Raw genomic sequence first — 26,471 nt, 5'->3', positions numbered from 1 at the left:
CGGCTCTTTCCCCGACAGCCTCTGTGCTGATGATCGAATTTCTTCGAGCGAATATCCATGACGACGACTTTGACCTTGCAGCCCGGGAAGCTGGACATGGACGCACTGCGCCAGATCTGGCTGGGAAAGGTGCAACTGGCGCTGCCCGCACAGGCCGTGCGCGACATGGATGCCTCGGCCGCCATCGTGCAAGCCATCATCGACCGGGGCGTTCCGGCCTACGGCATCAACACGGGCTTCGGCAAACTGGCGCAGACGCACATCCCCGACGACCAGTTGCAGGCCTTGCAACGCAATCTGATCCTGTCGCATGCCGTGGGCGTAGGCGACCCGGTGGACGCCCGCGTGGCGCGCCTGCTGATGGCGATGAAGGTCGCCAGCCTGGCGCGCGGCTATTCGGGCATCCGGTCCAGCGTCGTCAGGACGTTGATGCAGGTCTTCAATGCCGGCCTGATCCCGCACATCCCCGAAAAGGGCTCGGTGGGCGCCTCGGGCGATCTGGCGCCCCTGGCGCACATGACGCTGGCGCTGCTTGGCGAGGGCCACCTGCTGTGCGAAGGCCAGTGGCTGCCGGCGCAACAGGCGCTGGCGCGGGCGGGCGTCGCCCCCATTCACCTGGCGGCCAAAGAAGGCCTGGCATTGATCAACGGCACCCAGGTGTCCACCGCCCTGGCGCTGCACGGGCTGTTCCTGGCGGAACACCTGTTCGACAGCGCGGTGCTGGCCGGCGCGCTGAGCGTCGACGCCGCCAAGGGCAGCGATGCGCCGTTCGATCCGCGCGTGCACGAAATCCGCGGCCAGCCGGGGCAGATCGAGGTCGCCCGCCGCTACCGGGCGTTGTTGGCGGGCAGCGCGATCCGGGCTTCGCACCTGGTGTCGGACAATAAGGTGCAGGACCCCTACAGCCTGCGTTGCCAGCCCCAGGTGATGGGCGCCATCCACGACCTGATGGACCAGGTCTCTCGCACGCTGCTGGCCGAAGCCAATGCCGTGACGGACAATCCGCTGGTGTTCCCGGGACACGACGGGCAGCCGGCCCAGGTGATCTCGGGCGGCAATTTCCATGCCGAGCCGATCGCGTTCGCCGCCGACATCCTGGCGCTGGCGATTGCGGAGATCGGCGGCCTGGCGGAACGCCGCGTGGCGCTTTTGATCGACGCCAGCATTTCGGGCCTGCCGCCGTTCCTGGTGCCGGAACCGGGGCTGAATTCCGGCTTCATGATCGCCCACGTGACCGCCGCCGCGCTGGCGTCGGAAAACAAGTCGCTGGCGCACCCCGCCAGCGTGGACAGCCTGCCCACGTCGGCCAACCAGGAAGACCACGTCAGCATGGCGACGTTCGCCGCCCGACGGCTGGCCGATATGGCCAGCAACACGGCGCACATCATCGGCATCGAACTGCTGTGCGCGGCCCAGGGCATCGATTTCCACGCCCCGCTGACGACGTCGCCCCCCCTGCAGGCGCTACACCAGCAGATCCGCCAGGACGTGCCATTCTACGATCACGACCGCCTGCTGGCCCCCGACCTGGACATCGTCGGGCGCCGGGTGCTGGAAGGCAGCTACCGGGTGGACTGGAAGGCGATGCTGCCCTGACGCACGGACATCCGGCAGCGTGGCAGGCCCATCCAGTAGGCCAGTTCGGCCGGGCTGTCGATGTCCCAGACCGCGAAGTCGGCGGGATGCCCGACGGCCAGGCGCCCACTGACGCCCACGCAGCCCAGGGCGTCGGCGGCGTGGCAGGTGACGCCGTCCAGGGCCTCGGCCACCGTCATCCGGAACAGCGTGCAGGCCATGTTCAGCATCAGCAGCAACGACGTGGCGGGCGAAGTGCCGGGATTGCAATCGGTCGCCAGCGCGATGGGCACGCCGTGGCGGCGCAACAGCTCGATGGGCGGCACGTGGGTGTCGCGCAGGAAATAGTAGGCGCCGGGCAGCAGCACGGCCACCATGCCGGCCTGGCGCATGGCCTGGGCACCCGCATCGTCCAGCCATTCCAGATGGTCCGCCGACAAGGCCCCGTAGCGGGCGGCCAGGGCCGCGCCGCCCATCAGGGACAGCTGTTCGGCATGCATTTTCACCGCTAGGCCGCGCCGCGTGGCGGCCTGCAACACGCGTTCGGACTGCGCCAGGCTGAAACCGATGCCTTCGCAAAAGACGTCCACGGCATCGACCAGGCCCTCGTCATCCAGGGCCGGCAGCATGACGTTGCACACCAGATCGATGTAGTCGTCGGCGCGGCCCGCGTATTCGGGCGGCAGGGCATGCGCCCCCAGGAAGGTGGTGCGCACCGTGACCGGCCGCGCTTCCCCCAGACGCCGGGCGACGCGCAGCATCTTGCGTTCGGTGTCCAGGTCCAGGCCGTAGCCGGATTTGATCTCGATGGCGGTCACGCCTTCGGCCCGCAGGGCGTCCAGGCGCTTGAGCGCCTGCTGGAACAGGGTGTCCTCGTCGGCCGCCCGTGTGGCCCGCACGCTGGACACAATGCCCCCGCCCTGGCGGGCGATGTCCTCGTAGCTGGCCCCGGCCAAGCGTAGCGCGAATTCATTGGCCCGCTGACCGCCATGAACCAGATGGGTATGGCAGTCGATCAACCCCGGCGTGACCAGCGCACCACCCAGGTCATGCTGCAACGCAGCCTGAAACCCGGCCGGCGCCTGGCCCGCCGCCCCCAGCCAGGCAATGCGCAGGCCCTCGACCGCCAGGTCGCACAGAGGCACCAGCCCGGACCGCCAGCCGGGCGGCACAATGCGCAGGTTCTTCCACAAGACACAACCGTGTGGGCGGGCGCCGGGTTCTGGGAGATGCGGCATGGAAAGGCCTCTGCTAGCTATTTGTATAGACAATGCGAAGGATTATGCCCACTGGCGGCGGCCAAGACAAGGGACACGGTGGATGCCACGATTGCGCTGCGGTCCGCCAGACGCCTACAGGACGGCTTCGAGCCCCTTGCGTTCGATCAGACTGAGAAGCTTCAGGGACGGGCCACTGGGCTTTTTGTCGCCGATTTCCCATTTCTGGACGGTGGACACGCTGATGTTGAGCACAGCGGCAAATACGGCCTGGCTGAGATGTTCGCGTTGGCGTAGTTGCTTGATCCGCTGCGGCGGTATTTCATGCACATCGATGTGGCACAAGGCATCAAATTCATGCATGCGGCGTTTGCTGATCAGACCGACCTCGTAGAGATCACGGGCTGTTTCGTGCATTTCAGCCAGGATGCGGCTTTTCCGTTTGATCGTAGCCATTGGATACCTCAATAATTTTGCCAGCCCGCAAGGCAACCAGCAAAGAATAGTCGTCAAGCTCTAGAAGTTCTTCGGCGACCTGTCGCAGAGCCTTTAATTCGTCTATAGCAATATCGGCACTATTGCTCTTTTCAAAGCCGTACAGAAAGAACCAGCAACCCGCGAAATTCGTCGCAACCAAAGTTCGGCCACCACCTCGCTTGCCTCTACTTGGTAGTGCCCCACGCCTTTTGCCCAACGGGTGAAGATTCTGGTCCGGAATATTCTTTCCATAAATTGTACCACCCAATGATATAGTTGACCGGATATCGAGAGAGATCCCGGCACATGCACCGTTACGAATACGAGCCAGTGCGGAGCGCTCAGCAGAAATCCCTCGACGGCACCGGCAGGCCGTCAAACAGCGACGTCAGCAGGTTGCTACGGTCCGCCAGACGCCGGGCGACCAGGTGGCTGACCTGGCCGTCGGTCTGCCAGACGCCATAGACGGCCAGCAGGGGCGCGTTCAGCGCTTCGTGCCGGTATCGCGTGAACATATCCGGCCAGACAATGACATTGACAGTCCCTGTCTCATCTTCCAGGGTCATGAACAGCACGCCCTTGGCCGTGCCGGGGCGCTGGCGCACCGTCACCAGGCCACAGGCGCGCGCCAGCTGGCGGTTGCGCAGCCCGGCCAACTGGGCGGCGGACAGCAGATGGTCGGCCCGCAAACGGTCGCGCAGCAGGGCCAGGGGGTGGCGCCCCAGGGTCAGGCCCAGGGCGCGGTAATCGGTGGCGATCTCCTGACCTTCCGAAGCGCGCGGCAGCACGGGCACCACATCATCCCGGGTGATGCCGCGCAGCAGATCCCGATCCGGGACGGCGGCGGCCGCCTGCCACAGGGCGGCACGCCGGTTGCCGCCGGCCAGGGCGCACAAGGCGCCGGCCCGCGCCAGCGCCTGCAGGTCGTGGCGCTCCAGCCGTGCCCGGTGGGCCAGATCGGCCACGTCCGCGAAAGGCTGCGCGGACCGGGCCTGGACGATGTGCGCGGCGGCATCGCGATTCATGCCGCTGATGAGAGAGAACCCCAGGCGCACGGTTTCCATCCGCGTATCACGAGCCCCGTCCACGCGCTCCAGCCCGCTGTCCCAATCGCTGACGGTGACGTCCACCGGCAGCACGCGCACTCTGCGCCGCTGCGCGTCCTGCACCAGTTGGGACGAGGTATAGAAGCCCATGGGCTGGCTATTGAGCAGCGCCGCCAGAAAAACGGCCGGTTCGTGGCGGCGCAGCCAGGCACTGGCATAAGCCAGCAGGGCGAAACTGGCCGCGTGGCTTTCGGGAAAGCCATATTCGCCAAAGCCCCGGATCTGGGCAAAGATGCTCTCGGCAAAATCGCGGTCGTAGCCGCGCATCAGCATGCCGCTGACCAGGCGGTCATGGTGGACGTCCATGTTGCCGTGGCGTTTCCAGGCGGCCATGGCGCGGCGCAACTGGTCGGCCTCGCCCGCCGAATAGCCGGCCGCCAGCATGGCGACCTGCATGACCTGTTCCTGGAAAATCGGCACGCCCAGCGTGCGGGCCAGCGCCTGCTCCATCCCCCTGGACGGAAAGGTGACCGGCTCCAGCCCCTGGCGGCGGCGCAGGTAGGGATGGACCATGCCGCCTTGCATGGGGCCGGGGCGCACGATGGCGACCTCGATCACCAGATCATAGAAACACTGCGGGCGCAGACGCGGCAGCATGGCCATCTGGGCGCGGGATTCCACCTGGAACACACCCATGCTGTCGCCCCGGCTGAGCATGTCGTAGGTTGCGGGGTCTTCGGGCGGGATATCCCGCAGCGCAAAAGGCCGGCCATGCCTTTCGGCCATCAGGTCCAGCGCGCGATGCAGCATGGACAGCATCCCCAGCGCCAGGACGTCGATCTTCAGGATGCCCAGGGCCTCGATGTCGTCCTTGTCCCACTGGATGATGGTGCGGCCGTCCATGGCGGCGTTTTCCACCGGCACCAGCCGGGTCAGCCTGCCGCGGCTGATGACGAAGCCGCCTGAATGCTGCGACAGATGACGCGGATAACCCAGCAGTTGCACCGCGAACGCGGCCCACTGGCGGTGGAGCGGCGCCTGCGGGTCGAGCCCCGCGTCGGCAAAACGCTGCAGCAGATCGGTGCGGGAATCGAACCAGCGATGGGCGCGGGCCACCCGATCGATGACGCCGGGATCCACACCCAGTGCCTTGCCCGCCTCTCGCAGAGCGCCACGCGGCCGGTACGTGGCCACCGCCGCCGTCAGCGCCGCCCGGTCGCGCCCGTATTTTGCGTAAAGGTACTGCATGACCTCTTCGCGGCGCTGATGTTCGAAATCCACGTCGATGTCAGGCGGTTCGTTGCGTTCCTTGCTGATGAAGCGCTCGAACAGCAGGTTCGAACGCGCCGGATCGACCTCGGTGATGCCCAGGCAGTAGCACACAGCCGAATTGGCCGCCGAGCCCCGGCCCTGGCACAGGATGTTCTGGCTGCGGGCGAAACGGACAATATCGTGGACCGTCAGGAAGTAGGCCTCGTACCGCAGATCGGCAATCAATTCCAGTTCGTGGTCGATCTGTTCCCGCACTGCGGGCGGGATGCCATCCGGAAAGCGGCGCCGCGCGCCTGCCAGGGTTTCCTGACGCAGGTAAGTCGCGGGCGTCTGATGCTTTGGCACCAGTTCGTCGGGATACTCGTAGCGCAGCTGATCCAGGGAAAATCCGCAGCGCTGCGCCACACGCGCGGTTTCCGCCACGGTGTCCGCCGGATACAGATTGGCCAGCCGCAGGCGGCTGCGCAGATGGCGTTCGGCATTGGGCTGCAAGGCGTAGCCGCATTCATGCACGGTCTTGCCCAGGCGGATGGCGCTCATCACGTCCTGCAGGGGCTTGCGTGAGCGCGTGTGCATCACGGGCCAACCGGTGGCAACGACCGGAACGCCAAACCGGGCCGCCACGCGCAGCACCCGGCCGCGATGGAGATCGTCCAGCGCGCGGGCGTGCAGGGTCAGGGCGATGCGCAGCCGCTCGCCGAACGTCGCCACAGCCCATCGGATCTGAGCCGCCAGCCGGGCCTCGTCCGCGGGATAGTCGGGTGACAGGATTACCCAGCAGCCCGGCAGGCCGCGCAGATGGGCGAATGACGGATCCGGGGCATCCAAGTCCCGGGCGGTCAGGCGGTAACCGCCCTTGGGGCTGCGCATGCGTCCCAGGGACACCAGTTCGCACAGATTGCCATAGCCGTCGCGGTGCATGGCCAGGGCGGTGAGCGTGATGGTGGCGTTGGCCTGGCACGCGTCGTCATCCGCCCACGTCGGCGCGGCGGATAGCCGGAATGCGGCCCCGACGATCAGTGGCAGGCCGGCTGCCTTCGCCGCAACATGCGCCCGCACGATACCGGCCAGCGAGCACTCATCCGTGACCGCCAGGGCGGCGTAGCCCAGCCGGGCGGCGCGGGCGACCAGTTCCTCGGCCGTGGATGCCCCGGTCAGGAAGGAAAAATTGCTGACGCATTGCAGTTCGGCGTAGGCGGGCAAAGCCTGTCCCGAATCCGGACGCCCGCCAGGGGCCAGCCTCCTGGCATGTTTGCGTTTATCCAAAGAGCCCATGCAGATACCAGTGCGGTTCGACGGCATCCGGGGCGGGAGCCGGCGCTGGGGCCTGCGCTGTGCCCGAATCCGGCGTAGGCCCCGGTTCCGCCCCTCCCGACTGGCCTGGGTTCGGAATGGGCTCCGGCATTCCCAGGCGGAAAATCCAGTAGCAGATACCGGTTTCGTCTTCTGCGACAAAATAGTCGCGGATGATGGGATGGCCGTCCTGCCAGCCGCAGTCCAGCCGCTCGGCGGTCGAGACCAGGCGCAAGGGTGTGCCGTAACAGGGACGATGCCCGCACATCGCCAGCGGCACGGGCGCATCCAGCAGCCAGGCGGGACGCGGCAGGGAATTGTTCCCCCGCCAGTCCAGCTGCCGTGCTGTGTCGCGGGAACTTCCGGCGTGCGATTCGGCCAAGCCGGATTGCCCCAAGGGATTCATGGATACCGCGTGACGGGTTCTGGAAGCCGGTGCGCGGCCAGGCGTGTGCGGCCTGGATGGATCCAGAGGAATCCAGCGGGCAGCCCATTCCGGCCGATGGTCGGCCTGGGGCGCCGCCACCAACACATGATCGGCCCCCAGGCGGGCGGCCAGCAATGCCAGCAAGTGGGCATGATCCTGCGGCGTGCCGCCGGGTTCCGGGAACAGATCCAGGCTGGGAACCTGTGCCGCCCGTAGCTGCGAGACCTGCAGGCGCACGCTGATGACGGACGCCGGCAGCGTCAGGCGATGCAGCCGTTCCTTTGCCAGCCGGGTCAGGGAATCGGGATCCCGGCCGGGTTCGCCCAGCAGGATGTCGAGCCGTGTGCCTGTTGCCGGATCCGGCTCGGCATGGGTGGAGTGGCTATGTGCCTGATTGCGCGTGGAAGGATCCGGTAGCCATGGAGGAACCCTGTCGCGATCATGCCCCAGCCATAGCGTAAACGCGGCCGCATCCTGCTGGCGCGCGGTCAGCCAGCCGCACAACTGCAGGATCAGGCGCCGCACGGCCCATTGCAAGGCCGGTGCGTGCTCGATGTGATCGGGCAATTCCAGCCCGGCATCGAACGTCGGCGGCAATTCCAGCCAGCGGTAGTGCGCGCAGCCATCATTAAGCTGATCCAGCCAGTCCAGCAAGGCCGGGCCGCAACGCTTTTTCAGGCCAATGCGCGGCAGGCGCCCCAAATCGGCCAGAGTCACGCAACCCAGTTCCCGGAACCAGTCGGCGAAGGGCCGCGCGGGCGGCGACACGGCCAGCGGCACCCGAGCCAGGGCGTGCCGCAGGGATCTGGCTGTGAGCGCGCTGCCACCCTGCCCGCTGCGGGCCAGCACCCAGGCGGCGGGGCCGCTGGCCGCGACCGCCACGTCGGCCCGGTCAAACGCGGCCAGGACTCGGCGCACCTGCACCCGCAGGGCACGAATGCCGCCAAACAGCCGCAGGCTGGCCGTGACATCCATCAGGATGACGGATTCCGGGGCGATCGCCAGCGTTGGCGTAAACCGCAGCAAGGCGCTGGCGATGGCCAGGACGGAAGCATCCTGATCCGTAACGGCATCGGCGGATATTCCTGCCACTGTCGACATCGGCTGTGCTAGATGCAACGCAGGCGGGCTTGGAACGGATGAGGGCGGATGAACGCCGATCCAGACGGACATGATGGATATAGCAGGTAGACGAAACTCGGCATTTTACTGTATTAATATACAGTATTAATACATCATCCGAGTGGCAAGGCCCTACCAAATATCGTCCACGCCACGTTCAACGACAGTCGGTGATTCGGCCGTCTCACCGGGTCCAGGCCGGCGCATTCCATCGGCTGCGGCAGGGATCCACGGTGGCGGATCAAAGGCCGATGCGCGCTGATCCGGCCTGGCAGGCTGATCCAGCAAAATGGGTGAAGGCATCAGCGGCACGAACAGCGGGCCATCGCGTGGGGGACCATGACGTTTGACGAAGGTGACCGCCACGCCATCATGTGCGGGCGCCAGCGCTAAACGTAACGGCGCGGGCGACGGCTGGTCCGCCTCGACAGATGAGCGAAACATGAAAAACAAGGCCGACCCTGCCTGAGCCGCCAGATTCAGGCGCCGCAGCACATCGGGGCGCACAAAAGCATGCTGCCGTCGGCCGGGCTTTCCCTGGCTTTGGCCAGGCTGGGGCGCGGCAGCCCCCTGCCACAACAGGACCACATCACAGGTACCCGCTCGTAGCGCCTGTTCGGCCGCCCAGCAGGCATCCGCCCCGCGCGGTGCCTGCAGCAGGATCACACGGCCGGGATCCACCCCCCACCAGGACAGCGCCAGAGGCTGCAACCGATATGGCGGCTGGATCAGCAGGATGGACCCGCGCAGCACGGGCAGCAACAGTCGCAGTTCGCCGATGCCGGACTGCGGCAACAGCAATTCGATCAGACACCCGGCCGGCCAGCCGCGGCCCGGCAATTCGGCCGACAGTGCCGCATGGCCGGTATTCACGCCCTGAGCACACCCCCGCGCCAACTGAGATGCCCGCCACAGGGACGGGTGGATCGATTCGGGACGGATGGCGCTGACAGGCATGGCAGGAGCATAGATGACTGTATTTATATACAGTATAATAGATGCATCGCAGGGCGCGGAACATAGAAACACCCACGCACAAGGTTCACGGGGTTTCGCCTGGCGGCCACTGCTGCGAGGTATGCAGCACACGGATGATTTCGATCCTGGCCAGCTGCGGTCGCACCCGGTAGACCACCAGCAGCGACTTGCCGCTAATGACCAGCTCGCGGGTGCCGCGCCTCCGTCCAGCCCGCCCCAACTCTGGAAACTGTGCCAGCTGGCCGACCTGGCGATCGATCTGCGCGGCGACATCCCGCGCTGCCTGAATGCTGTCCTGCGCGATGTACGTGAGCTGGTCATCCCGCGTGGCATCGGCCCCGGGCAGCCACTCAATCCTCAATTTTTGCCTCTGGCGCGGGCCTCCAGTTGATCTAGGTGCTTATACATGCCAGCCATGGCTTCCTCATGACTAACCCACTTCGTGGCCGGATCGTCGGCTTCCTTGATGCCGGCGTCGACCTGGGCACGAAACCACGCATCGTAAGCGGCAGCTTCGTAGGTACGCTTCAGCCGTGCGGCCGCATCAGGCCGACCAAGCCGATGCACGTCAGCATTGCTGTAGTGTGAGGCGTCCACGCTGTCGATGTGCACGATGGACAAATCCTTTCGCAGGTACTCGGTAAGCGTGTCCAAGCTGCGCCAGATGCGCGGTCGGTCGGTTTTCTGGCCGCCCAGCGGCTTTTCGTGGGCGCCGGTCTTTAGCATGACGCTCCAGCCGCCAGGCTGGCCGATGATCGAAACGCCCCGGATGGTGCCCGCCTCGGCCATGCGCCGCGCCGTCGCCGTGTCAATGGTCTGGTTCATGGTGAAAGTTCCTCCTGACACTTGCCATAAAACACTTAATGATAGGCAGATATTTATTAAATGTATATCCAGGCCAATTTGTAGCCATTAACCCACCGTTCTTGCACAGCGGTAGTTGATGCAAAACACAGCGACAACACAAGAAAGATGTGGGTGAAGAAAAACCCGCTTCCCATAGGGAGAGCGGGTCTACTACCAACAAAAACCTAAGGAGGTTCTAGAACGGAATATCGTCGTCCATGTCGGCCATGTTGCTGGCCGGGGCCGCGGCCGGGGCGGCCGGGCGCTGCTGCTGCGGGGCACGGCGCGCCGGGGCCTGCGAGAAACCGCCCGCATCGTCACCACCACCAGCCGTGTCGCCGCCTTCGCGCCCGCCCAGCATCTGCATCTGGTCGGCGACGATTTCGGTGCTGTAGCGGTCGGCGCCGGTTTCCTTGTCCTGCCATTTACGCGTCTTCAGGCGGCCTTCCACGTAGACGGACCGGCCTTTGCGCAGGTATTCGCCGGCGATTTCAGCCAGGCGGTTGTAGAACACCACGCGGTGCCATTCGGTTTCCTCGCGGCGCTCGCCGGATGCCTTGTCCTTCCAGGTGCTGGTGGTCGCGATCGACACATTGCAGATCGCCGCGCCATCCGGGCTGTAGCGGACCTCGGGATCGCGCCCCAGGTTGCCGACGAGAATGACTTTGTTGACTGAGGCCATGGTGGTGAATCCTGTATTGAACGATGTGGCTGCCATTATCGGGGATATGCCACCCCCGCAGTCCATCGAGTGGGGTCAAATGGACATTATCGCGCAGCAGGGTTTACACCCACAAGACTCACTGCGGGGGATCAGCCTGGCCGGTGCATGGCCGCGCGGCCTTCCCGCCCCAACCCCGCCATGACCCTGGCAGTCGGCTCGGCGCAGGCCGGCTCCACCGAAATCATTCCTGGCCTGGCACAGTCCTGGGACGTCAGCGAAGACGGCAAAACCTACACCTTCCACCTGCGCAAGGGCGTGAAATTCCATTCCAGCAAGCTGTTCAAGCCCACCCGCGATTTCAACGCGGACGACGTGCTGTTTTCCTTCCTGCGCCAAAAAGACGCCAATCATCCGTATCACAAAGTCTCGAACGGCTCATACCCGAAGCGCGCCAAAAACGGCGAACACCAGACCATGCTGATCGGCTGGACGGGCGACAACGGCGACCCGGACAACTTCCTGGCCACGCTGTTCAGCTGCGCCGCCGTGCAGAACGGGTCGAACTATTCACGCTGGTGCTACACGCCCTTCGAAGACCTGATCCCCGGCGACCCCGTGCTGATCATGGCCGGAGAACGGAGCCTATCCCCAGAACAGCATGCCGCCATGATGACGCAGTATTTCCACTACATCTGGAACGTGCTGCACGGCGACCTGGGCACATCCCTGACGACCCGCGAAACCATCTGGTCGGAATTCGTGCCGCGCTTCCAGGCGACGCTGGAACTGAGCATCATCGCCATGTTCATCGCATTGCTGATCGGCATCCCGGTGGGCGTGCTGGCGGCCGTCAAACGCGGTTCCTGGTTCGATCACATGTCGATCACGGCTGCCCTGACCGGCTATTCCATGCCGGTGTTCTGGTGGGGCCTAATGCTGATCATGCTGGTGTCGGTGCAGTGGGACCTGATGCCGGTGTCCGGGCGTATCAGCGAGTCGCTGTTTCTTGACCCCAGCAACCCGCTGACCGGATTCATGCTGATCGACACGCTGCTGTTCGGCGAAGCCGGCGACTTCTGGGACGCCCTGCATCACATCCTGCTGCCTGCCTTCGTGCTGCAGTTCGCCCAAAGCGCCTGGTGGATCGTGACATTTCCCGGCCTGGCCATTTTGCTGGCGGTGCTGGCATTCAATCTGATGGGCGACGGGCTGCGCGACGCGCTGGATCCGCGCCTGAAAGTCTGAGGATCGGGCCATGCTGGAAGTTCGCAATCTGTCCGTGCATTTCGGCGACGAGTCGGCGCTGTTGTCGGCCACCCCTAGGCTGAACCCCACAGGACACGGCGAGCGCATCCGCATTTCGGGTGCACTGCCCAGCCCCCTGAACCCGCCGCCCGGCTGCCCGTTCAGCAGCCGCTGCCCACGCGTGATGCCGGTCTGCCGCGAAACGATGCCCGAGCTGAAGATGCAGGCTGGCCGTCTGGTGGCCTGTCATGCGGTGGAGCAGGATCTGGGAACCCCCTGAGGCGGCTGGCCAAGTGTCAGTGTCCCGTGCGGATTTCCTTGAATCCCCGCGCGGTATATAACCAGACCACGGCCAGCATGGCGCTGACCCAGAAGACCATGGACGGGCCGCTGGTGCGTACCAGGACGCCGCCCAGCACGCCGCCGGCGAACACCCCTAGCGACTGCGCGGTGTTGTAGAAGCCCAGGGCCAGGCCCTTGTAGGCGGGCGGCGCCACCCGCGACACCAGCGACGGCTGCAGGGCTTCCAGGATATTGAAGCAGACGAAAAAGCCAATCAGGGCCACGACCACCAGCGTGAAGGAATTCATCAGCCAGGGTAGCGCCCCCAGCACCACAGCCAGCCCCAGCACGGCCCATTCCAGCGCGGGTTTGTGCACCTTGCGGGTTTCTGTGTAGAAAACGGCCGGCACCATCAGCACGAAGGACGCCAGGATGACCGGCAGATAGACCTGCCACAGGCTGCCCGAATCGAAGCCGCCCAGGCGCCCCAGCAGCCCCGGGGCCACCATGAACAGCGCCATCAGGATGAAATGCAGGCAGAACACGCCGAAATTCAGGCGCAGCAGGTCGCGGTGGCCCAGCACATCGCGCGGCGTGGCCTGGACGATGTCGGCTTCGGATTTGGGGACGTCCGGCACAAAGAACATGGCGATCAGCAGGCAGACGAAACCCAGCAGGCTGATGGCCCAGAACAGGCCCGACAGGCCGAATTCGCCCACCAGCAGGGGCGACAGCACCAGCGACAAGGCGAAGGAGATACCGATGGACCCGCCCACCATGGCCATGGCCCGGGTGCGCACCTCGGGCCGGGTGGCGTCGGCGATCCAGGCTGTGATGGCCGCCGACACGGCGCCCAGCCCCTGGATCACGCGCCCGACCGTCACCCAATCGACACTGTCGGTCAGGGCGCAGACGACCCCGCCGATGACGAAGAGCAGCATGCCGAAGACGATGATCGGCCGACGGCCATAGCGGTCCGAGGCCATGCCCAGCGGAATCTGCATGACCGCCTGCGTCAGGCCATAGGCGCCCAGCGCCAGGCCCACCCGGACCGGGTCGTTGCCCCCGATCAGTGCGCGAGCCGCCACGGCGAAGATGGGGGTCAGCAGGAACAGACCCAGCATGCGGGCCGCGAACAGTGTGGCCAGCGCGATGCTGCTGCGCCGTTCGAGGTCGGTGAGTTTGAGGGCGGGGGCGGTGGAAGGTGCGGAACGGGCCATAAAAGACAGAATATAGGAGGTCTGCGCGTTATAGTAGCAAGTTGGCCTTTTAAGAACCTGAACTCCCCTACCGGCATGGACGCCATCTGCATCCGCGGCGCACGCACCCACAACCTGAAAAACATTTCGGTCGATCTGCCGAGCCGGCAGCTCGTGGTCATCACGGGCCTGTCCGGTTCGGGAAAATCGTCCCTGGCCTTCGATACGCTGTATGCCGAAGGCCAGCGCCGCTATGTCGAAAGCCTGTCGGCCTACGCGCGGCAGTTCCTGCAGATGATGGACAAGCCCGACGTGGACGTGATCACGGGTCTGTCGCCGGCCATTGCCATCGAGCAGAAGACCGCCGGCCACAACCCGCGATCCACGGTTGGCACGGTGACAGAGATCCATGACTACCTGCGCCTGCTGTACGCGCGCATCGGCACGCCCTATTGCCCAGACCACGACCTGCCCCTGCAGGCGCAAAGCGTCAGCCAGATGGTGGATCAGGTGCTGGGCCTGCCCGAAGGCAGCCGTCTGGCGATCCTGGCGCCGCTGGCGCGCGCGCGCCAGGACGATCTGGCCGCCGAATGCCGCCGGCTGCAGGCTCTGGGCTTCGTGCGCGCACGCATCGATGGGGTCATCCACAGCATCGACGGCGGCACCCCCCTGCCCCAGCCCGGCGGCGCCTGGGACCTGGATGTCGTGGTGGACCGCCTGCGCGCGCGGCCCGACAGCCGCCAGCGGCTGGCCGAAAGTTTCGAAACGGCGCTGGATCTGGCCCAGGGACGCGCCCTGGTGCTGGATCTGGACACGCAGCAGGAATGGGCCTTGTCCGCCGCCTATGCATGCCCCGTCTGCGCGCGCGGCATGGGCGACCTGGAACCGCGCCTGTTCAGCTTCAACAACCCGACGGGCGCCTGCCCCACCTGCAATGGTCTGGGACAGGTGGAATCCTTCGATCCGGCGCGCGTGGCGGCCTTTCCCGAACTCAGCCTGGCGGCCGGCGCCATCCACGGCTGGGACCGCCGCAATGCCTTCAGCTACGCCATGATGGCCAGCCTGGCGCAACACTATCACTTCAGTCTGGACACCCCCTTCCAGGATCTGGATCCGTCGGTGCGCGACCGCCTGCTGCACGGTTCTGGCACCGAGGAAATCGCCTTTCAGTATCTGGGCGAGGGCGGCATTCCGGCCATCCGCCACCATGCATTCGAAGGCGTGATCCCGAATCTGGAACGACGCTGGCGCGAGACGCACTCCCATGCCGTCCGGGAAGAGCTGAGCCGGCTGCGCCACACCACGACCTGTCCGGAATGCCAGGGTGCGCGCCTGTGCACCGAGGCGCGCCATGTGCTGATCGGCGACGACCCCGGGCCGGGGCAGCGGCGCGGGCGCGCCATCTACGAGATCGAGGCCCTGTCGCTGGCCGACTGCCGGCGCTGGTTTCAGGAATCGGTCATCGGCGGCGCGCGGCGCGAGGTCGCCGAGCGCATCGTGCACGAAATCCGTGCCCGTCTGGATTTCCTGGACAACGTCGGCCTGGGTTATCTGTCGCTGGATCGCGGCGCCGACACGCTGTCGGGCGGCGAGGCCCAGCGCATCCGCCTGGCCAGCCAGATCGGATCCGGCCTGACGGGGGTCATGTACGTGCTCGACGAGCCGTCGATCGGGCTGCACCAGCGCGACAACCGGCGCTTGATCGATACGCTGCGGCAGCTGCGCGACCTGGGCAACAGCGTCATCGTGGTCGAGCACGACGAGGACATGATCCGCGCCGCCGACCACGTACTGGACATGGGGCCGGGCGCAGGCGAACAGGGCGGCTGCGTGGTGGCCCAGGGCACGCCGCAGGAAATTGCCGCCCAGCCGCAGTCCCTGACCGGCCAGTATCTGGCCGGCACGCAGCGTATCGCGGTGCCGGCACGCCGGCCCGTCCCGCGGGATGACCCGGATCAGCCCTGGCTGCGGGTGCTGGGCTGCCGCGGCCATAACCTGCAGTCGGTGGACCTGGCGATTCCGGTGGGGCGCCTGACCTGTGTGACGGGCGTCTCGGGGTCGGGAAAATCGACGCTCATCAACGACACGCTGGTCGCGGCCCTGGCCCAGCGGCTGCATCGGGCGCAGACCGCGCCCGCGCCCTTCGACCGTCTGGAAGGCCTGGAGAACTTCGAAAAAATCATCAGCATCGACCAGAATCCCATCGGCCGCACGCCGCGCAGCAATCCGGCGACTTACACGGGGCTGTTCACGCCGATCCGCGAACTGTTCGCGGGCGTGCCGGAGGCGCGCCTGCGCGGTTACGACGCGGGGCGCTTTTCCTTCAACGTCAAGGGCGGACGCTGCGAAGCCTGCCAGGGCGACGGCATGGTGCGCGTGGAAATGCACTTCCTGCCCGACATGTACGTGCCCTGCGAAGTCTGCGAGGGCAAACGCTACAACCGCGAAACACTGGACATCCACTATCGCGGCCACACCATCAGCGACATCCTGGACCTGACGGTGACGCAGGCGCTAGACCTGTTCCAGGCCGTGCCGACCGTGGCACGCAAACTGCAGACCCTGATGGACGTGGGCCTGTCCTACATCCGCCTGGGCCAGAGCGCGACCACCCTGTCAGGCGGCGAGGCCCAGCGCATCAAACTATCCCAGGAATTGTCGCGGCGCGGGTCGGAACGCACCCTGTACGTGCTGGACGAACCGACGACGGGCCTGCATTTCCACGACATCTCGGTGCTGCTCGACGTGCTGCGGCAACTGGTGGACGCCGGCAGCACAGTGCTGGTGATCGAACACAATCTGGACGTGATCAAGACGGCCGACTGGGTCGTGGACCTGGGCCCCGAGGGCGGGGCCGGCGGTGGGCGGATCGTGGCGCAGGGCACGCCGGAAACGATCGCCGCGACGCCGGAAAGCCACACCGGACAATGGCTGAAGACGGTGTTGGCCGCCGGCGCCTATTCCATCCGGTAGATCGCCCGGTGTTCCCGGACCGCGTAACGGTCCGTCATGCCGGCGATGTAATCCGTGATCGCCCGCGCCTGGGCAATCTGGTCTTCGCGGCGGTATTCGTCGGCCAGCAGGCGCGGATCGGCCACGAAGGCCTGGAACAGTTCGCGAACGATTCGCCGCGCCTTGCCCGTCATGCGCATCACCTGATAATGCCGGTACAGGTTCTTCAGCAGGAACTGCTTCAGATCATCGGCCTGGGCACGCATCTCATCGGAAAACGCCGCCAGCGGCGGACCGGCGCGGACTTCGTCGGCCGACCGGGGCTGCAGCCGGGCGATATTGTCGGTCGTGGTGCGCGTCAGATCCTGCACCAGGGTGTTGATCATGGCGCGGATGACCTCTGACACCAGACGTTTGGATTCGACGTCCGGATAGCGGCGGCGCACCTGGTCGTGATGCGCGGCGAAGATATCCAGATGCAGCAGCTGCGGCACCGTGATCAGGCCAGAACGCAGGCCGTCGTCGATGTCATGGTTGTTGTAGGCGATCTCGTCGGCCAGATTGGTGAGCTGGGCTTCCAGCGACGGCTGGGTGCCGTCCAGGAAACGCGCCGCGACCGGCCCCAGTTGCCGCGCATGGCTGCGCGAGCAGTGCTTCAGGATGCCCTCGCGGGTTTCGAAGCACAGATTCAGGCCATCGAAGGCGGCGTAGCGTTCTTCCAGTTCGTCCACCACCCGCAGGCTCTGCAGGTTGTGTTCGAAGCCGCCGGCATCCGGCACGAATTCCCGCAGGCAGGCGTTCAGTTCATCCTGGCCAGCATGGCCGAACGGCGTGTGCCCCAGGTCGTGTGCCAACGAGATGGCCTCGATCAGGTCTTCGTGCACACCCAGATTGCGGGCCAGGGTGCGGGCGATCTGGGCGACCTCGATGCTGTGGGTCAACCGCGTGCGGAACAGGTCGCCCTCGTGGTTCAGAAAGACCTGTGTCTTGTATTCCAGGCGCCGGAATGCCGAGCAGTGAATGATGCGGTCGCGGTCGCGCTGGAAGTCGCTGCGCCCCTGGGGCGGTGACTCTGGGTGCCGGCGCCCGCGCGTGGATTCGGGGTGGCAGGCGTACGGTGCCAGCGCTGCCATGGTCAGACCCCGCCCGGCAGGACCGGGCGCACCCGGTCATCGTCCACCGCCTGCAGGCGGGCGCCGCCCAGTTCCGACAGCAGCACGTAGCGGATCCGGTGGCCTTCGTTTTTCTTGTCCACCCGCATCAGGTCGAACCAGCGGCCGGCGCCGAGATCCGGGGCCTGCGTCGGGCAGCCGATGGCCTCGACCAAGGCGCGGATACGGTCGGCCACGGCGCGGTCCAGGCCGCTGACCCGAACGGACAGTTCGGCCGCCAGCACCATGCCGCAGCCAACGGCCTCGCCGTGCAGCCAGTGGCCATAGCCCAGCCCGGATTCGATCGCATGGCCGAATGTGTGTCCAAAGTTCAGGATGGCCCGCAGTCCGGATTCGCGTTCGTCCTGGGAGACCACCCAGGCCTTCAGTTCGCAGGAACGGCGCACGGCGTGTTCGATCGCATCGGCATCCAGGGCGCGCAGCGCCTGCGCGTGGGTTTCGCACCAGACGAAGAAATCGGCATCGGCGATCATGCCGTATTTGATGACCTCGGCCAGGCCGGCGGAGATTTCCCGCGCCGGCAGCGTGGCCAGCACCTGCGGGTCGATCTCCACGGCCTGCGGCTGGTAGAAAGCGCCGATCATGTTCTTGCCCAGCGGATGATTGATGGCGGTTTTACCGCCAACCGAGGAGTCGACCTGCGCGAGCAGCGTGGTGGGCACCTGCAGGAAGCGCACGCCGCGCATGTAGCAGGCGGCGGCGAACCCGCAGATGTCCCCGACCACGCCACCGCCCAGCGCCACCAGCACCGATTTGCGGTCCAGCGCCGCGCCCAGCAGGGCATCGAAGATCCGGTTCAGCGAATCCCAGGTTTTGTATTGTTCGCCGTCGGGCAGCTCGACCCAGTGGACGGCCTTGCCGGTGGCCGCCAGCGCCGCCCGGACGCGATCGCCATACAGCCCCGCCACCGTGGTGTTGGTGACCACCGCCACGGACGTGGCATCGGCGGGAATGCTGTCGGCCAGCGTGTCCAGCCGTCCGCGACCAATGTGGATAGGGTAGTGCCCGCCAGGGGTGTCGACGTGAACGCTGTGCATGAAATCCTACTGAGGTTGACAGGCCGGCAGCAAAGGTAAAAGGCTGCGCAGGACCTGAGCGATGGGCTGATCGGCGGTATCCAGCGTCACATCGGCAACGCTTTCGTACAGAGGTTCGCGCTGCGCGAGCAGGTCGGCGATGCGCTGGCGCGGGTCTTGGGTGCGCAGCAGCGGGCGGTTGCGATCCCGCGCCACACGCCGGTAGAGTTCATCGACCCCGGCGCGCAAATACACCACACAGCCGCGTTCCCGCAGCATGCGGCGGTTGTCTTCGGCCAACACGGCGCCGCCCCCCGTGGCCAGCACCAGCCCCTGGCAGCGGGAATATTCGTCCAGCAAGGCGGTTTCGCGGCGGCGGAACCCGGCTTCGCCCTCGATGTCGAAAATCGTGGCCACCCGCACGCCGCAACGCGCCTCGATGGCGTGATCCAGATCGACGAATTCACGACCCAGCTGACTGGCCAGCTGGCGGCCGATCGTGGTCTTGCCCACGCCCATCATGCCCACCAGGAAAATCGGCACGGCCCGGTCCCCGGACGCATCCGGGAGAATTTCGCTTGCGGCGGGGGCGGATTCCATCGACATGACAGCTCAGGGACAGTTCGTTTGCGTGTATTATCGCATTGGCCCAATCCGTGTTCCGCCCGGCATCGCCGCAACGCAGCATCCGGTTACACAGACTCCGTCTTTGCCATCTGGCCTGCTCCAGCCAGGGCTTACAATCGCCCCTGATGAGAACCACCACCACTCCCTCCAAGCCAAAGGCGCCTGCCCGGTCCTGGCTCACGCGCCTGGTTCTGAAGGCATTCGTCCTCCTCGCCGGCTTGGGCGCGTGCAGCGCCCTGCTGCTGTCGTTGGCCCTCGCGCTGGCCTGGCCCAATCTTCCCGACCTGCACGCGATGACCGATTACCGGCCGCGCGTGCCGCTGCGCATCTACACCGCCGACAACGTGCTGATCGGCGAATTCGGCGAGGAACGCCGCAACGCGCTGCGCTTCAACGAGATCCCGGACATCATGAAGTCCGCCATCCTGGCGGCCGAGGACGACCGTTTCTATCAGCACGGCGGCATCGACTGGACCGGGGTGCTGCGCGCGGCGATCGCCAACGTGGTGCACATGTCCAAGACGCAGGGCGCCAGCACCATCACGATGCAGGTCGCCCGCAATTTCTACCTGTCCTCGGAAAAGACCTACACCCGGAAGTTCTATGAACTGCTGCTGACCTTCAAGATCGAGGCCACCCTGACCAAGGACCAGATCCTGGATCTGTACATGAACCAGATCTTCCTGGGGCACCGGGCCTATGGGTTCGCCGCCGCCAGCCGCACTTATTTCGGCAAGCAGCTGGCTGACATCACCCCGGCCGAAGCCGCCATGCTGGCGGGCATCCCCAAGGCCCCGTCGCGCTTCAACCCGATCTCCAACTTCCAGCGCGCAAAAGACCGCCAGGGCTACGTGCTGGGCCGCATGCGCGCCCTGGGCTACCTGACCGACGCCGAATACAAGCAGGCCGCGGCCCAGCCCATCGTCATCAAATCCGCCGCCGGCACGCCCTCCGGGCGCTACGCGGTGCATGGCGAATACCCCGCCGAACTGGCCCGGCAGCTGCTGTACGGGGTGTACCAGGACGACATCTATTCGCGTGGCTTCAACATCTACACCACGATCGACTCCAAGGACCAGGAAGCGGCCTACCAGGCCCTGCGCGCCGGAGTGCTGGACTACACGCGCCGCGCCCCCTACCCAGGCCCCGAGGACACCATCGACCTGCCCGCCGGCATCGAAAACCAGCCCGAGGCGTTCAACGACATCCTGGATTCCGTCCAGGAAAAATACCCCGATAACGGCGATCTCTTGACCGGGGTCGTGCTGTCGGCCAGCCCGACCGCCATCAAGGTCGCCCGCAGCCCCACCGACATCGTCGACATCACCGACAAGCGCGCCTTGCGCGTGGTCGCCCGCGGCCTGGTGCCCAACGCCAAGGAATCCGTGCGCATCCAGCGCGGGGCGGTGGTCTACATCCACAAATTCGAAGACTACTGGGAACTGCTGAACAAGCCCAGCATCCAGGCGGCCCTGGTGTCGCTGCGCGCCCAGGACGGCGGCGTCGTGGCGATGGTGGGCGGTTTCGATTTCGACGAGGGCAAGTTCAACCGCGTCACGCAGGCCTGGCGCCAGCCGGGTTCGTCGTTCAAACCCTTCATCTATGCCTCGGCGCTGGAACGCGGCCTGACACCGGCCACCCAGATCTCGGACGAGCCCTTCTCCCTGACGGCCGAACAGACCGGATCGAAGGCCTGGAGCCCGAAGAACTACGGCCGATCCTACGAACCCATGCTGACCATGCGGCAGGGTCTGTACAAATCGAAGAACATGGTGTCCATCCGCATCATGCAGGCGGTCGGCCCCAAATATGTGCAGGACTACGTCACCCGCTTTGGCTTCGACCGTTCGCGTCAGCCGGCGGTGCTGCCGCTGGCCCTGGGCGCCGGCAGCGTCACGCCGCTGCAACTGGCCGGCGGCTACGCGGTGTTCGCCAATAACGGCTACCGGGTGCCGCCCTACCTGATCGACCACGTCACCGACGGCAGCGGCAAGATCATCATGCGCGCCCGACCGACAGTCGCCGGCGACACCCTGGCACGCGTGATCGACCCGCGCACGGCCTATGTCATGGATGACATGCTGCGCGGCGTCGCGACCGTGGGCACCGGGGCCCGGGCGCATCGCGAACTGAAACGCGACGACATCGGCGGCAAGACCGGCACCACGAACGACTCGCAGGACGCCTGGTTCGCCGGATTCACGCCAAAGCTGGTCGCTGTGGCCTGGATGGGCTTCGACCAGCCCAAATCGATGGGCCAGGGCGAGACCGGCGGCGGGGCCGCCCTGCCGATCTGGGCCAGCTACATGCGCGTCGCGCTGGCTGGCCAGCCCCAGATTCCGCCCGGGCCCATGCCCAGCGGTCTGGTACGCACCGACGGCGACTTCTATTTCTCGGAATACCCGCCCGGCGTGGCGATTGCCCGCGTCGGCCTGCCAGCGCCCGGCGACCCCGCGCCCGGCACGGCGCCAGCCCGGCCGGACGGCATCGGGGCGCTCCTGGATCAGCTGCGCAGCAGTCAGCCAGACAGCAATGCCGCAACCCCGCAACCCGTGCGAGTGCCGTTCTGATGACAAGACTCCCGTTGACACGTCCGACTCTGATCCTGGCCGCGACAGGCCTGATGTTCCTCCTGGGGGGCTGCGGCATGAAAGGCCCGCTCAAGGCGCCCGCCCCGCCCCCTGCCGACGCCACCCTGACCGCACCGCCGACCGTCGCGCCCGTCGCCACGCCGGCCGCGCACCCGTGACCTGCTCATGACCGCTACCCCCCACTTCCCGATCCGGGACGGTATCCTGCATGCCGAAGACATCCCTCTGCCCGAACTGGCGGATCGCCACGGCACCCCGCTGTACGTCTATTCCCGCGCGGCGCTGCACGAAGCCTGGCACCGCTACGAGCACGCCATCGCTGGGCGCAACGCGCTGGTCTGCTATGGCGTCAAGGCCAATTCGAACCTGGCCGTGCTGCACGAATTCCAGCGCCTGGGCGCGGGCTTCGACATCGTGTCCGGCGGCGAACTGGCCCGCGTCCTGGCCGCCGGGGCCAACCCGAATCGCGTCGTGTTTTCGGGCGTCGGCAAACAGGGCTGGGAACTACGCCAGGCACTGACCGCAGGAATCAAGTGCTTCAACGTCGAGTCGGCCGCCGAACTGGAACGCCTGGCGGACATCGCCCAGGAAATGGGTGTGCGCGCGCCTGTGTCCCTGCGCGTGAACCCGGACGTCGATGCCAAGACCCACCCCTACATTTCAACAGGCCTGAAGGAAAACAAGTTCGGCGTCGACATCCGCGAGGCGCCGTCCCTGTACCGCCAGGCGCGCCAGCACCCGGGGCTGGAGATCGTGGGCGTAGACTGCCACATCGGTTCCCAGATCACGCAGATCAGTCCTTATCTGGATGCGCTGGACAAGCTGCTGGACCTGATCGACGCGCTGGCCGCCGACGGCATCACGCTGCGCCACCTGGACCTGGGAGGCGGCCTGGGCATCCGCTACACCGACGAGACCCCGCCCGACCCGGCCGAGCTGCTCAATCCGGTCTTCGCGGCACTGCATCAGCGCGGCCTGCACTATCTGCAGGTGATCCTGGAACCCGGCCGCTCTCTGGTGGGGAACGCCGGCATCCTGCTGACGCGGGTGGAATACCTGAAATGCACCGAGGCCCGCAATTTCGCCATTGTGGACGCGGCGATGAACGATCTGATGCGCCCGGCGCTGTACGAGGCCTGGCACGGTGTGGTACCCGTGCAACCCAGGGCCGGGATCCCGCAGGAAACCTACGACATCGTGGGTCCGATCTGCGAAAGCGGCGACTGGCTGGCGCGTGACCGAAAATTGCCCCTGGAACAGGGCGATCTGCTGGCGATCCAGTCCGCCGGCGCCTACGGGTTTTCCATGGCCAGCCACTACAACACGCGCCCCTGCGCGGCGGAAGTGCTGGTCGACGGCCAGAATGCCTGGGTAATCCGCCCCCGGGAATCGATCCAGGAACTGTTCGCCCAGGAACGCATCCCCAAAACAGCCGACGGCAGGTGACATCGAGACAGGGTAAAATCCGGGCACGTCTTGTCGTAAAGCGTATAGTAGGCGCAACATCGCCCGGATCCACCGAAGCGCCCTGTTTCCTTCCAGCCGTTTCATGCCACCACAACAGGATTCAACAGCCCGCCTCGATCCATCGTTCTCTGTCCGCGCGACAGGGTATCTTTCTTCCCTCACGATTTTCCTGGCTCTGCTGCTGATCTGCCTGGCTCTGCTGACCACCGCCTGGTTCTTTCCCGCCTATTTCGCCACCAATACCGGGCAGCCGCTGTCGACGCGATTCCTGCCCACAACCACCGTCCAGGATCCCCACGACGCCCTGGGGTTGATCCTGCAGCGCCCCACCCGGCTGTCCAGTCGCGCCGCTGAAGGCCCGGTGTGGCTGCTGGCCGACCTGGCCCCCAAAGAACGCCCGGGATCTCCGACGGCGCTGCTGCTGTCAGCCAATCAAAGCCTGGCCCCCGGTTGCTGGCGATTCGACAGCCAGAACCCTCGGCTGCTGACCGAACAGGATTTCCAGCCGAGCGTGCTCGGCTATGCGGCGTCAGTGCCGGGCTCCGCCAAGGCGGATCAGATCCTGTGCCGGCTGGACCTGGCATTCCCAGGTACTCTGGCAGTCGAGCAATGGGACCCTCAGGCGCTCGCCTTGTCCCAGTCGCACGCCACACGCACCCTGGGCCTGCTGGAAGGCGGCCTGCTGATGCTGGCGGCCTTCCTCGGGGTCATTGCACTGACGACCCGCGAACAACTCTACATCGTGCTGACCTGCTGGATCCTGTGCAACCTGCGCCTGGGCGCCTGGGCGTTGAACTGGGACCATCTCTGGCTCGGCCACCTGCTGTCGCCCGACAATCTGGTCTGGTCACGCAAGCTGACGCTGCCGCTGTCGTTCACCACGACCTGGATGCTGTTTACCTGTCTGTTTCGCCAGAGTCTCGGCCCGCGGATCCTGGGCCGGCTGCGGATCATCGGCCTGACAGGCTCGGTGCTGTTGCTGACGCCGATCTTCCTTCCATCCTACGACATGTTCCAGACGGCGTCGTTCCTGGCGGCCTGGCTGGACACGGCGCTGGTAGCCACCATCCTGATCCACGCCCTGTTCCGTTCCACCACGCGCGCTTTGTTCTGGCACACGATCGGCGTCTGTTTCGCGGTCGGCGTGCTGCTCGCCGGCCTGATCCTGATCGGACTGGATCACCGGTCGTTGATCAGCGGCTGGCCGGGCACCGTCATCTTCCTGGGTTGCAATCTGCTGATCGCCCTGGCCACAGCCAACCGCATCCGCGAAAACCGGCAGATCAACCTGCGGCAGCGCAACGAACTCATCGCCCACGACTCTCTGTCGCCACTGGGCATGTTCACGCTGGGTGCCACCCGCCATTTCGAACATCTGAATCCGAATGCGCGCGGGATGCTGCTGATCAGCGACGGGCCGGACACCCCCAGCCTCAACTGGAAGGATTTCTTCCCGGACGTTGACTGGGCGGCCGTCTCACTGGCGACGGAACAGGGCCGGGACACGGAAATCCAGCTGCTGCCCAGCCCGCTACAGCCGACGACACGCAGCTTTCTGCTGCGCGCCACCCTGGTGGGCAGCAGGATCGAGGGCTCGCTGCAAGACGTCGGCGCCCGCTCGGAAACCCTCCGCAATCTGCGGCTGACGACCGACCACGATCCCCTGACGAACACTCTGAACCGGCACGGAATCGAAGACGCCACCCAGTCTTCGATCGACGATCTGCAGCAATCCGGCACCCCGTGCGCGCTGGCGTACCTCAGCCTGGACCACCTCAAACGCGTCAACGACCTGTTCGGACACTCCGCGGGCGACCAGCTACTGCAACTGGCCTGCGACCGCCTGAAATACGCGCTGACGGAGCAGCAGCAACTGGGCCGCATCGGCAGCGACGAATTCATCATCCTGTTTCCGCGGGTGCGCGCGCGCGAGGCGCGGCGCATCGGCCAGGACATCGTCGAGACCCTGAACGCCACGCCATTTCACGTCAGCAACCGCTCTTTCCAGATCAAGAGCGCCATGGGCTTGATCGACCTGGACGCCCGCATGCGTCCGAAGGACGCCATCGCCGCCGCCAGCCGCGCCTGCCGCGACGCCCGCAAGCAGCACCAGGACATCGTCCTGTACGAGGAAAACGCCCACGAGCTGTTCGACCACATCAATGAACTGCGGGTCTTCGAACAGCTGGAACAGGGCACGCCCCCCGAGGACATCCATCTGGAAATGCAGCCCATCATGTCGCTGCGCCATCCGCTGCAGACGCTCAATTTCGAAGCGCTGCTACGGGTCCACAGCCACGGCGATCACCCGCTGCAGACCTACAAGATCATCCAGGCGGCCGAAGACACCGGCATGATCACGATGATCGACAAATGGGTGTTCTCGACAACCCTGGAATGGATGGCCCAGAACGACCGGAAACTCGGCCGGACACAGCAGGTCAACGTCAACCTCAGCGGCGTGTCGCTGAACGACGACCACTTCATCGACACGCTGTTCGGCATCCTGAACCAGCAGCCCCAGTTCACCCGCCGTCTGTGCGTCGAGATCACCGAAGGTGTCGCCCTGCAGGACCTGGAACGCACGCGGCAGTTCATGCGGCGCCTGCAGCGCATGGGGGCCCGCGTGGCGCTGGACGACTTCGGCGCCGGCTACACCTCGTTTTCCTACCTGAAGGAACTGCCCGCCGACACGATCAAGATCGACGGCACCCTGATCCGCGACATGCTTGGCAGCGAGGCCAATATCGCCATCGTCAACAGCATCGTGGATCTGGCCCACAACCTGGGCATGGAGTGCATCGCCGAATGGGTCGAGGACGTCGCCACCCTGCGCACCCTGGCGGAAATGGGCGTGGACTACGTCCAGGGGTTCGTGATCTCGGCGGCGCGCCAACCCGCCGAGATCCTGGCCCACGACAACATCCTGCCGCTGATCGCCAACCCAGCGGCGCGGGCCTACGTCGAAGAGATCAGCGGGCGCAGCATCCCCGCCTGAAACGA

At 65.9% G+C, this 26,471-nt stretch carries 21 protein-coding genes; 8 read left to right on the top strand and 13 right to left on the bottom strand.

What is annotated here, in order from left to right:
* Nucleotides 1-57 precede the first annotated feature (57 nt).
* Nucleotides 58-1,596, top strand: a complete 1,539-nt coding sequence (gene hutH, locus ABCV34_RS12780) for a histidine ammonia-lyase (RefSeq protein WP_345796590.1) — start codon at nt 58-60, stop codon at nt 1,594-1,596.
* Here hutH and hutI read toward each other — a convergent pair.
* The 9 genes from hutI to ssb form a co-directional block, all read right to left on the bottom strand.
* Nucleotides 1,563-2,813 (bottom strand): imidazolonepropionase, encoded by a 1,251-nt coding sequence (gene hutI / locus ABCV34_RS12775; protein WP_345796589.1) that lies wholly within the window; start codon nt 2,811-2,813, stop codon nt 1,563-1,565. The two genes, hutH and hutI, sit on opposite strands and share 34 nt — an antisense overlap.
* Before the next feature lie 114 nt (nt 2,814-2,927).
* Nucleotides 2,928-3,248 carry a DNA-binding transcriptional regulator gene (locus ABCV34_RS12770; protein WP_345796588.1) on the bottom strand — a complete coding sequence of 107 codons (321 nt, stop codon included), beginning with the start codon at nt 3,246-3,248 and terminating at the stop codon, nt 2,928-2,930.
* Nucleotides 3,211-3,429 (bottom strand): type II toxin-antitoxin system RelE/ParE family toxin, encoded by a 219-nt coding sequence (locus tag ABCV34_RS12765; RefSeq protein WP_345796587.1) that lies wholly within the window; start codon nt 3,427-3,429, stop codon nt 3,211-3,213. The genes ABCV34_RS12770 and ABCV34_RS12765 overlap by 38 nt, the downstream gene beginning before the upstream one ends.
* 181 nt (nt 3,430-3,610) lie before the next feature.
* Nucleotides 3,611-6,862 (bottom strand): error-prone DNA polymerase, encoded by a 3,252-nt coding sequence (locus ABCV34_RS12760; protein WP_345796586.1) that lies wholly within the window; start codon nt 6,860-6,862, stop codon nt 3,611-3,613.
* Nucleotides 6,846-8,408 carry a DNA polymerase Y family protein gene (locus ABCV34_RS12755; RefSeq protein ID WP_345796585.1) on the bottom strand — a complete coding sequence of 521 codons (1,563 nt, stop codon included), beginning with the start codon at nt 8,406-8,408 and terminating at the stop codon, nt 6,846-6,848. Before ABCV34_RS12755 ends, ABCV34_RS12760 begins: the two co-directional genes overlap by 17 nt.
* 153 nt (nt 8,409-8,561) lie before the next feature.
* Nucleotides 8,562-9,386: a cell division protein gene (locus tag ABCV34_RS12750; RefSeq protein ID WP_345796584.1), complete on the bottom strand. Its 825-nt coding sequence runs from the start codon at nt 9,384-9,386 to the stop codon at nt 8,562-8,564.
* 85 nt (nt 9,387-9,471) lie between these two features.
* Nucleotides 9,472-9,768 carry a type II toxin-antitoxin system RelE/ParE family toxin gene (locus ABCV34_RS12745; protein ID WP_345796583.1) on the bottom strand — a complete coding sequence of 99 codons (297 nt, stop codon included), beginning with the start codon at nt 9,766-9,768 and terminating at the stop codon, nt 9,472-9,474.
* Entirely contained in the window at nt 9,765-10,232 is a 468-nt protein-coding gene (locus ABCV34_RS12740; protein ID WP_345796582.1) for a hypothetical protein, read from the bottom strand. Before ABCV34_RS12740 ends, ABCV34_RS12745 begins: the two co-directional genes overlap by 4 nt.
* Before the next feature lie 217 nt (nt 10,233-10,449).
* Nucleotides 10,450-10,935 carry a single-stranded DNA-binding protein gene (gene ssb, locus ABCV34_RS12735; protein ID WP_345796581.1) on the bottom strand — a complete coding sequence of 162 codons (486 nt, stop codon included), beginning with the start codon at nt 10,933-10,935 and terminating at the stop codon, nt 10,450-10,452.
* 147 nt (nt 10,936-11,082) lie between these two features.
* Between ssb and ABCV34_RS12730 the strand changes: the two genes are divergently transcribed.
* Nucleotides 11,083-12,162, top strand: a complete 1,080-nt coding sequence (locus ABCV34_RS12730; RefSeq protein WP_345796580.1) for an ABC transporter substrate-binding protein — start codon at nt 11,083-11,085, stop codon at nt 12,160-12,162.
* 10 nt (nt 12,163-12,172) lie between these two features.
* Nucleotides 12,173-12,442, top strand: a complete 270-nt coding sequence (locus tag ABCV34_RS12725) for an oligopeptide/dipeptide ABC transporter ATP-binding protein (RefSeq protein ID WP_345796579.1) — start codon at nt 12,173-12,175, stop codon at nt 12,440-12,442.
* Nucleotides 12,443-12,458: 16 nt separating this feature from the next.
* On the opposite strand, the gene ABCV34_RS12720 is transcribed toward ABCV34_RS12725, so the two are convergent.
* Entirely contained in the window at nt 12,459-13,664 is a 1,206-nt protein-coding gene (locus ABCV34_RS12720) for an MFS transporter (protein ID WP_345796578.1), read from the bottom strand.
* 75 nt (nt 13,665-13,739) lie between these two features.
* Here ABCV34_RS12720 and uvrA point away from each other — a divergent pair, with 75 nt between their 5' ends.
* Nucleotides 13,740-16,616, top strand: a complete 2,877-nt coding sequence (gene uvrA / locus ABCV34_RS12715; protein WP_345796577.1) for an excinuclease ABC subunit UvrA — start codon at nt 13,740-13,742, stop codon at nt 16,614-16,616.
* Here the strand turns inward: uvrA and ABCV34_RS12710 are convergent.
* Genes ABCV34_RS12710 through ABCV34_RS12700 form a run of 3 tightly spaced genes read right to left on the bottom strand, consistent with a single transcriptional unit; the run spans nt 16,601 to nt 19,383 of the window.
* The gene (locus ABCV34_RS12710) at nt 16,601-17,728 is read right to left on the bottom strand and encodes a deoxyguanosinetriphosphate triphosphohydrolase (protein ID WP_345796576.1); all 1,128 of its coding nucleotides are present in this window, start codon (nt 17,726-17,728) and stop codon (nt 16,601-16,603) included. The two genes, uvrA and ABCV34_RS12710, sit on opposite strands and share 16 nt — an antisense overlap.
* A gap of 2 nt (nt 17,729-17,730) precedes the next feature.
* On the bottom strand, nt 17,731-18,804 hold the full coding sequence (gene aroB, locus ABCV34_RS12705; RefSeq protein WP_345796575.1) for a 3-dehydroquinate synthase: 1,074 nt from the start codon (nt 18,802-18,804) through the stop codon (nt 17,731-17,733).
* Nucleotides 18,805-18,810: 6 nt separating this feature from the next.
* Nucleotides 18,811-19,383, bottom strand: coding sequence for a shikimate kinase (locus tag ABCV34_RS12700; protein ID WP_345798780.1), 573 nt, complete (start codon nt 19,381-19,383; stop codon nt 18,811-18,813).
* Between the two features lie 152 nt (nt 19,384-19,535).
* Between ABCV34_RS12700 and ABCV34_RS12695 the strand changes: the two genes are divergently transcribed.
* From ABCV34_RS12695 to ABCV34_RS12680, 4 genes are all read left to right on the top strand, one after another.
* A complete protein-coding gene (locus tag ABCV34_RS12695; RefSeq protein WP_345796574.1) occupies nt 19,536-21,980 on the top strand; it encodes a PBP1A family penicillin-binding protein in 2,445 nt (814 codons plus the stop codon).
* Nucleotides 21,981-21,994: 14 nt separating this feature from the next.
* Nucleotides 21,995-22,159, top strand: coding sequence for a hypothetical protein (locus tag ABCV34_RS12690; protein ID WP_345796573.1), 165 nt, complete (start codon nt 21,995-21,997; stop codon nt 22,157-22,159).
* A gap of 7 nt (nt 22,160-22,166) precedes the next feature.
* Nucleotides 22,167-23,447: a diaminopimelate decarboxylase gene (lysA, locus tag ABCV34_RS12685; protein ID WP_345796572.1), complete on the top strand. Its 1,281-nt coding sequence runs from the start codon at nt 22,167-22,169 to the stop codon at nt 23,445-23,447.
* A 103-nt stretch (nt 23,448-23,550) separates the two neighbouring features.
* Entirely contained in the window at nt 23,551-26,466 is a 2,916-nt protein-coding gene (locus tag ABCV34_RS12680; protein WP_345796571.1) for a bifunctional diguanylate cyclase/phosphodiesterase, read from the top strand.
* The last annotated feature ends 5 nt before the right edge of the window (nt 26,467-26,471 follow it).

This window comes from Castellaniella sp. MT123 (assembly GCF_039614765.1).
In the GTDB taxonomy this organism is placed as follows: Bacteria; Pseudomonadota; Gammaproteobacteria; order Burkholderiales; family Burkholderiaceae_B; genus Castellaniella.
This window is presented reverse-complemented; position numbering and strand designations above follow the sequence as displayed.

Excerpts from the sequence above, each read along its gene's own strand:
- hutH (WP_345796590.1), top strand. The coding sequence starts at position 58 with ATGACGACGACTTTGACCTTGCAGCCCGGGAAGCTGGACATGGACGCA.
- ABCV34_RS12700 (WP_345798780.1), bottom strand. The coding sequence starts at position 19,383 with ATGGAATCCGCCCCCGCCGCAAGCGAAATTCTCCCGGATGCGTCCGGG.
- ABCV34_RS12755 (WP_345796585.1), bottom strand. The coding sequence starts at position 8,408 with ATGTCGACAGTGGCAGGAATATCCGCCGATGCCGTTACGGATCAGGAT.
- ABCV34_RS12770 (WP_345796588.1), bottom strand. The coding sequence starts at position 3,248 with ATGGCTACGATCAAACGGAAAAGCCGCATCCTGGCTGAAATGCACGAA.
- ABCV34_RS12710 (WP_345796576.1), bottom strand. The coding sequence starts at position 17,728 with ATGGCAGCGCTGGCACCGTACGCCTGCCACCCCGAATCCACGCGCGGG.
- lysA (WP_345796572.1), top strand. The coding sequence starts at position 22,167 with ATGACCGCTACCCCCCACTTCCCGATCCGGGACGGTATCCTGCATGCC.
- ABCV34_RS12730 (WP_345796580.1), top strand. The coding sequence starts at position 11,083 with ATGGCCGCGCGGCCTTCCCGCCCCAACCCCGCCATGACCCTGGCAGTC.
- ABCV34_RS12760 (WP_345796586.1), bottom strand. The coding sequence starts at position 6,862 with ATGGGCTCTTTGGATAAACGCAAACATGCCAGGAGGCTGGCCCCTGGC.
- ABCV34_RS12750 (WP_345796584.1), bottom strand. The coding sequence starts at position 9,386 with ATGCCTGTCAGCGCCATCCGTCCCGAATCGATCCACCCGTCCCTGTGG.
- ABCV34_RS12725 (WP_345796579.1), top strand. The coding sequence starts at position 12,173 with ATGCTGGAAGTTCGCAATCTGTCCGTGCATTTCGGCGACGAGTCGGCG.
- ABCV34_RS12740 (WP_345796582.1), bottom strand. The coding sequence starts at position 10,232 with ATGAACCAGACCATTGACACGGCGACGGCGCGGCGCATGGCCGAGGCG.
- hutI (WP_345796589.1), bottom strand. The coding sequence starts at position 2,813 with ATGCCGCATCTCCCAGAACCCGGCGCCCGCCCACACGGTTGTGTCTTG.
- aroB (WP_345796575.1), bottom strand. The coding sequence starts at position 18,804 with ATGCACAGCGTTCACGTCGACACCCCTGGCGGGCACTACCCTATCCAC.
- uvrA (WP_345796577.1), top strand. The coding sequence starts at position 13,740 with ATGGACGCCATCTGCATCCGCGGCGCACGCACCCACAACCTGAAAAAC.
- ABCV34_RS12720 (WP_345796578.1), bottom strand. The coding sequence starts at position 13,664 with ATGGCCCGTTCCGCACCTTCCACCGCCCCCGCCCTCAAACTCACCGAC.
- ABCV34_RS12695 (WP_345796574.1), top strand. The coding sequence starts at position 19,536 with ATGAGAACCACCACCACTCCCTCCAAGCCAAAGGCGCCTGCCCGGTCC.
- ABCV34_RS12680 (WP_345796571.1), top strand. The coding sequence starts at position 23,551 with ATGCCACCACAACAGGATTCAACAGCCCGCCTCGATCCATCGTTCTCT.
- ssb (WP_345796581.1), bottom strand. The coding sequence starts at position 10,935 with ATGGCCTCAGTCAACAAAGTCATTCTCGTCGGCAACCTGGGGCGCGAT.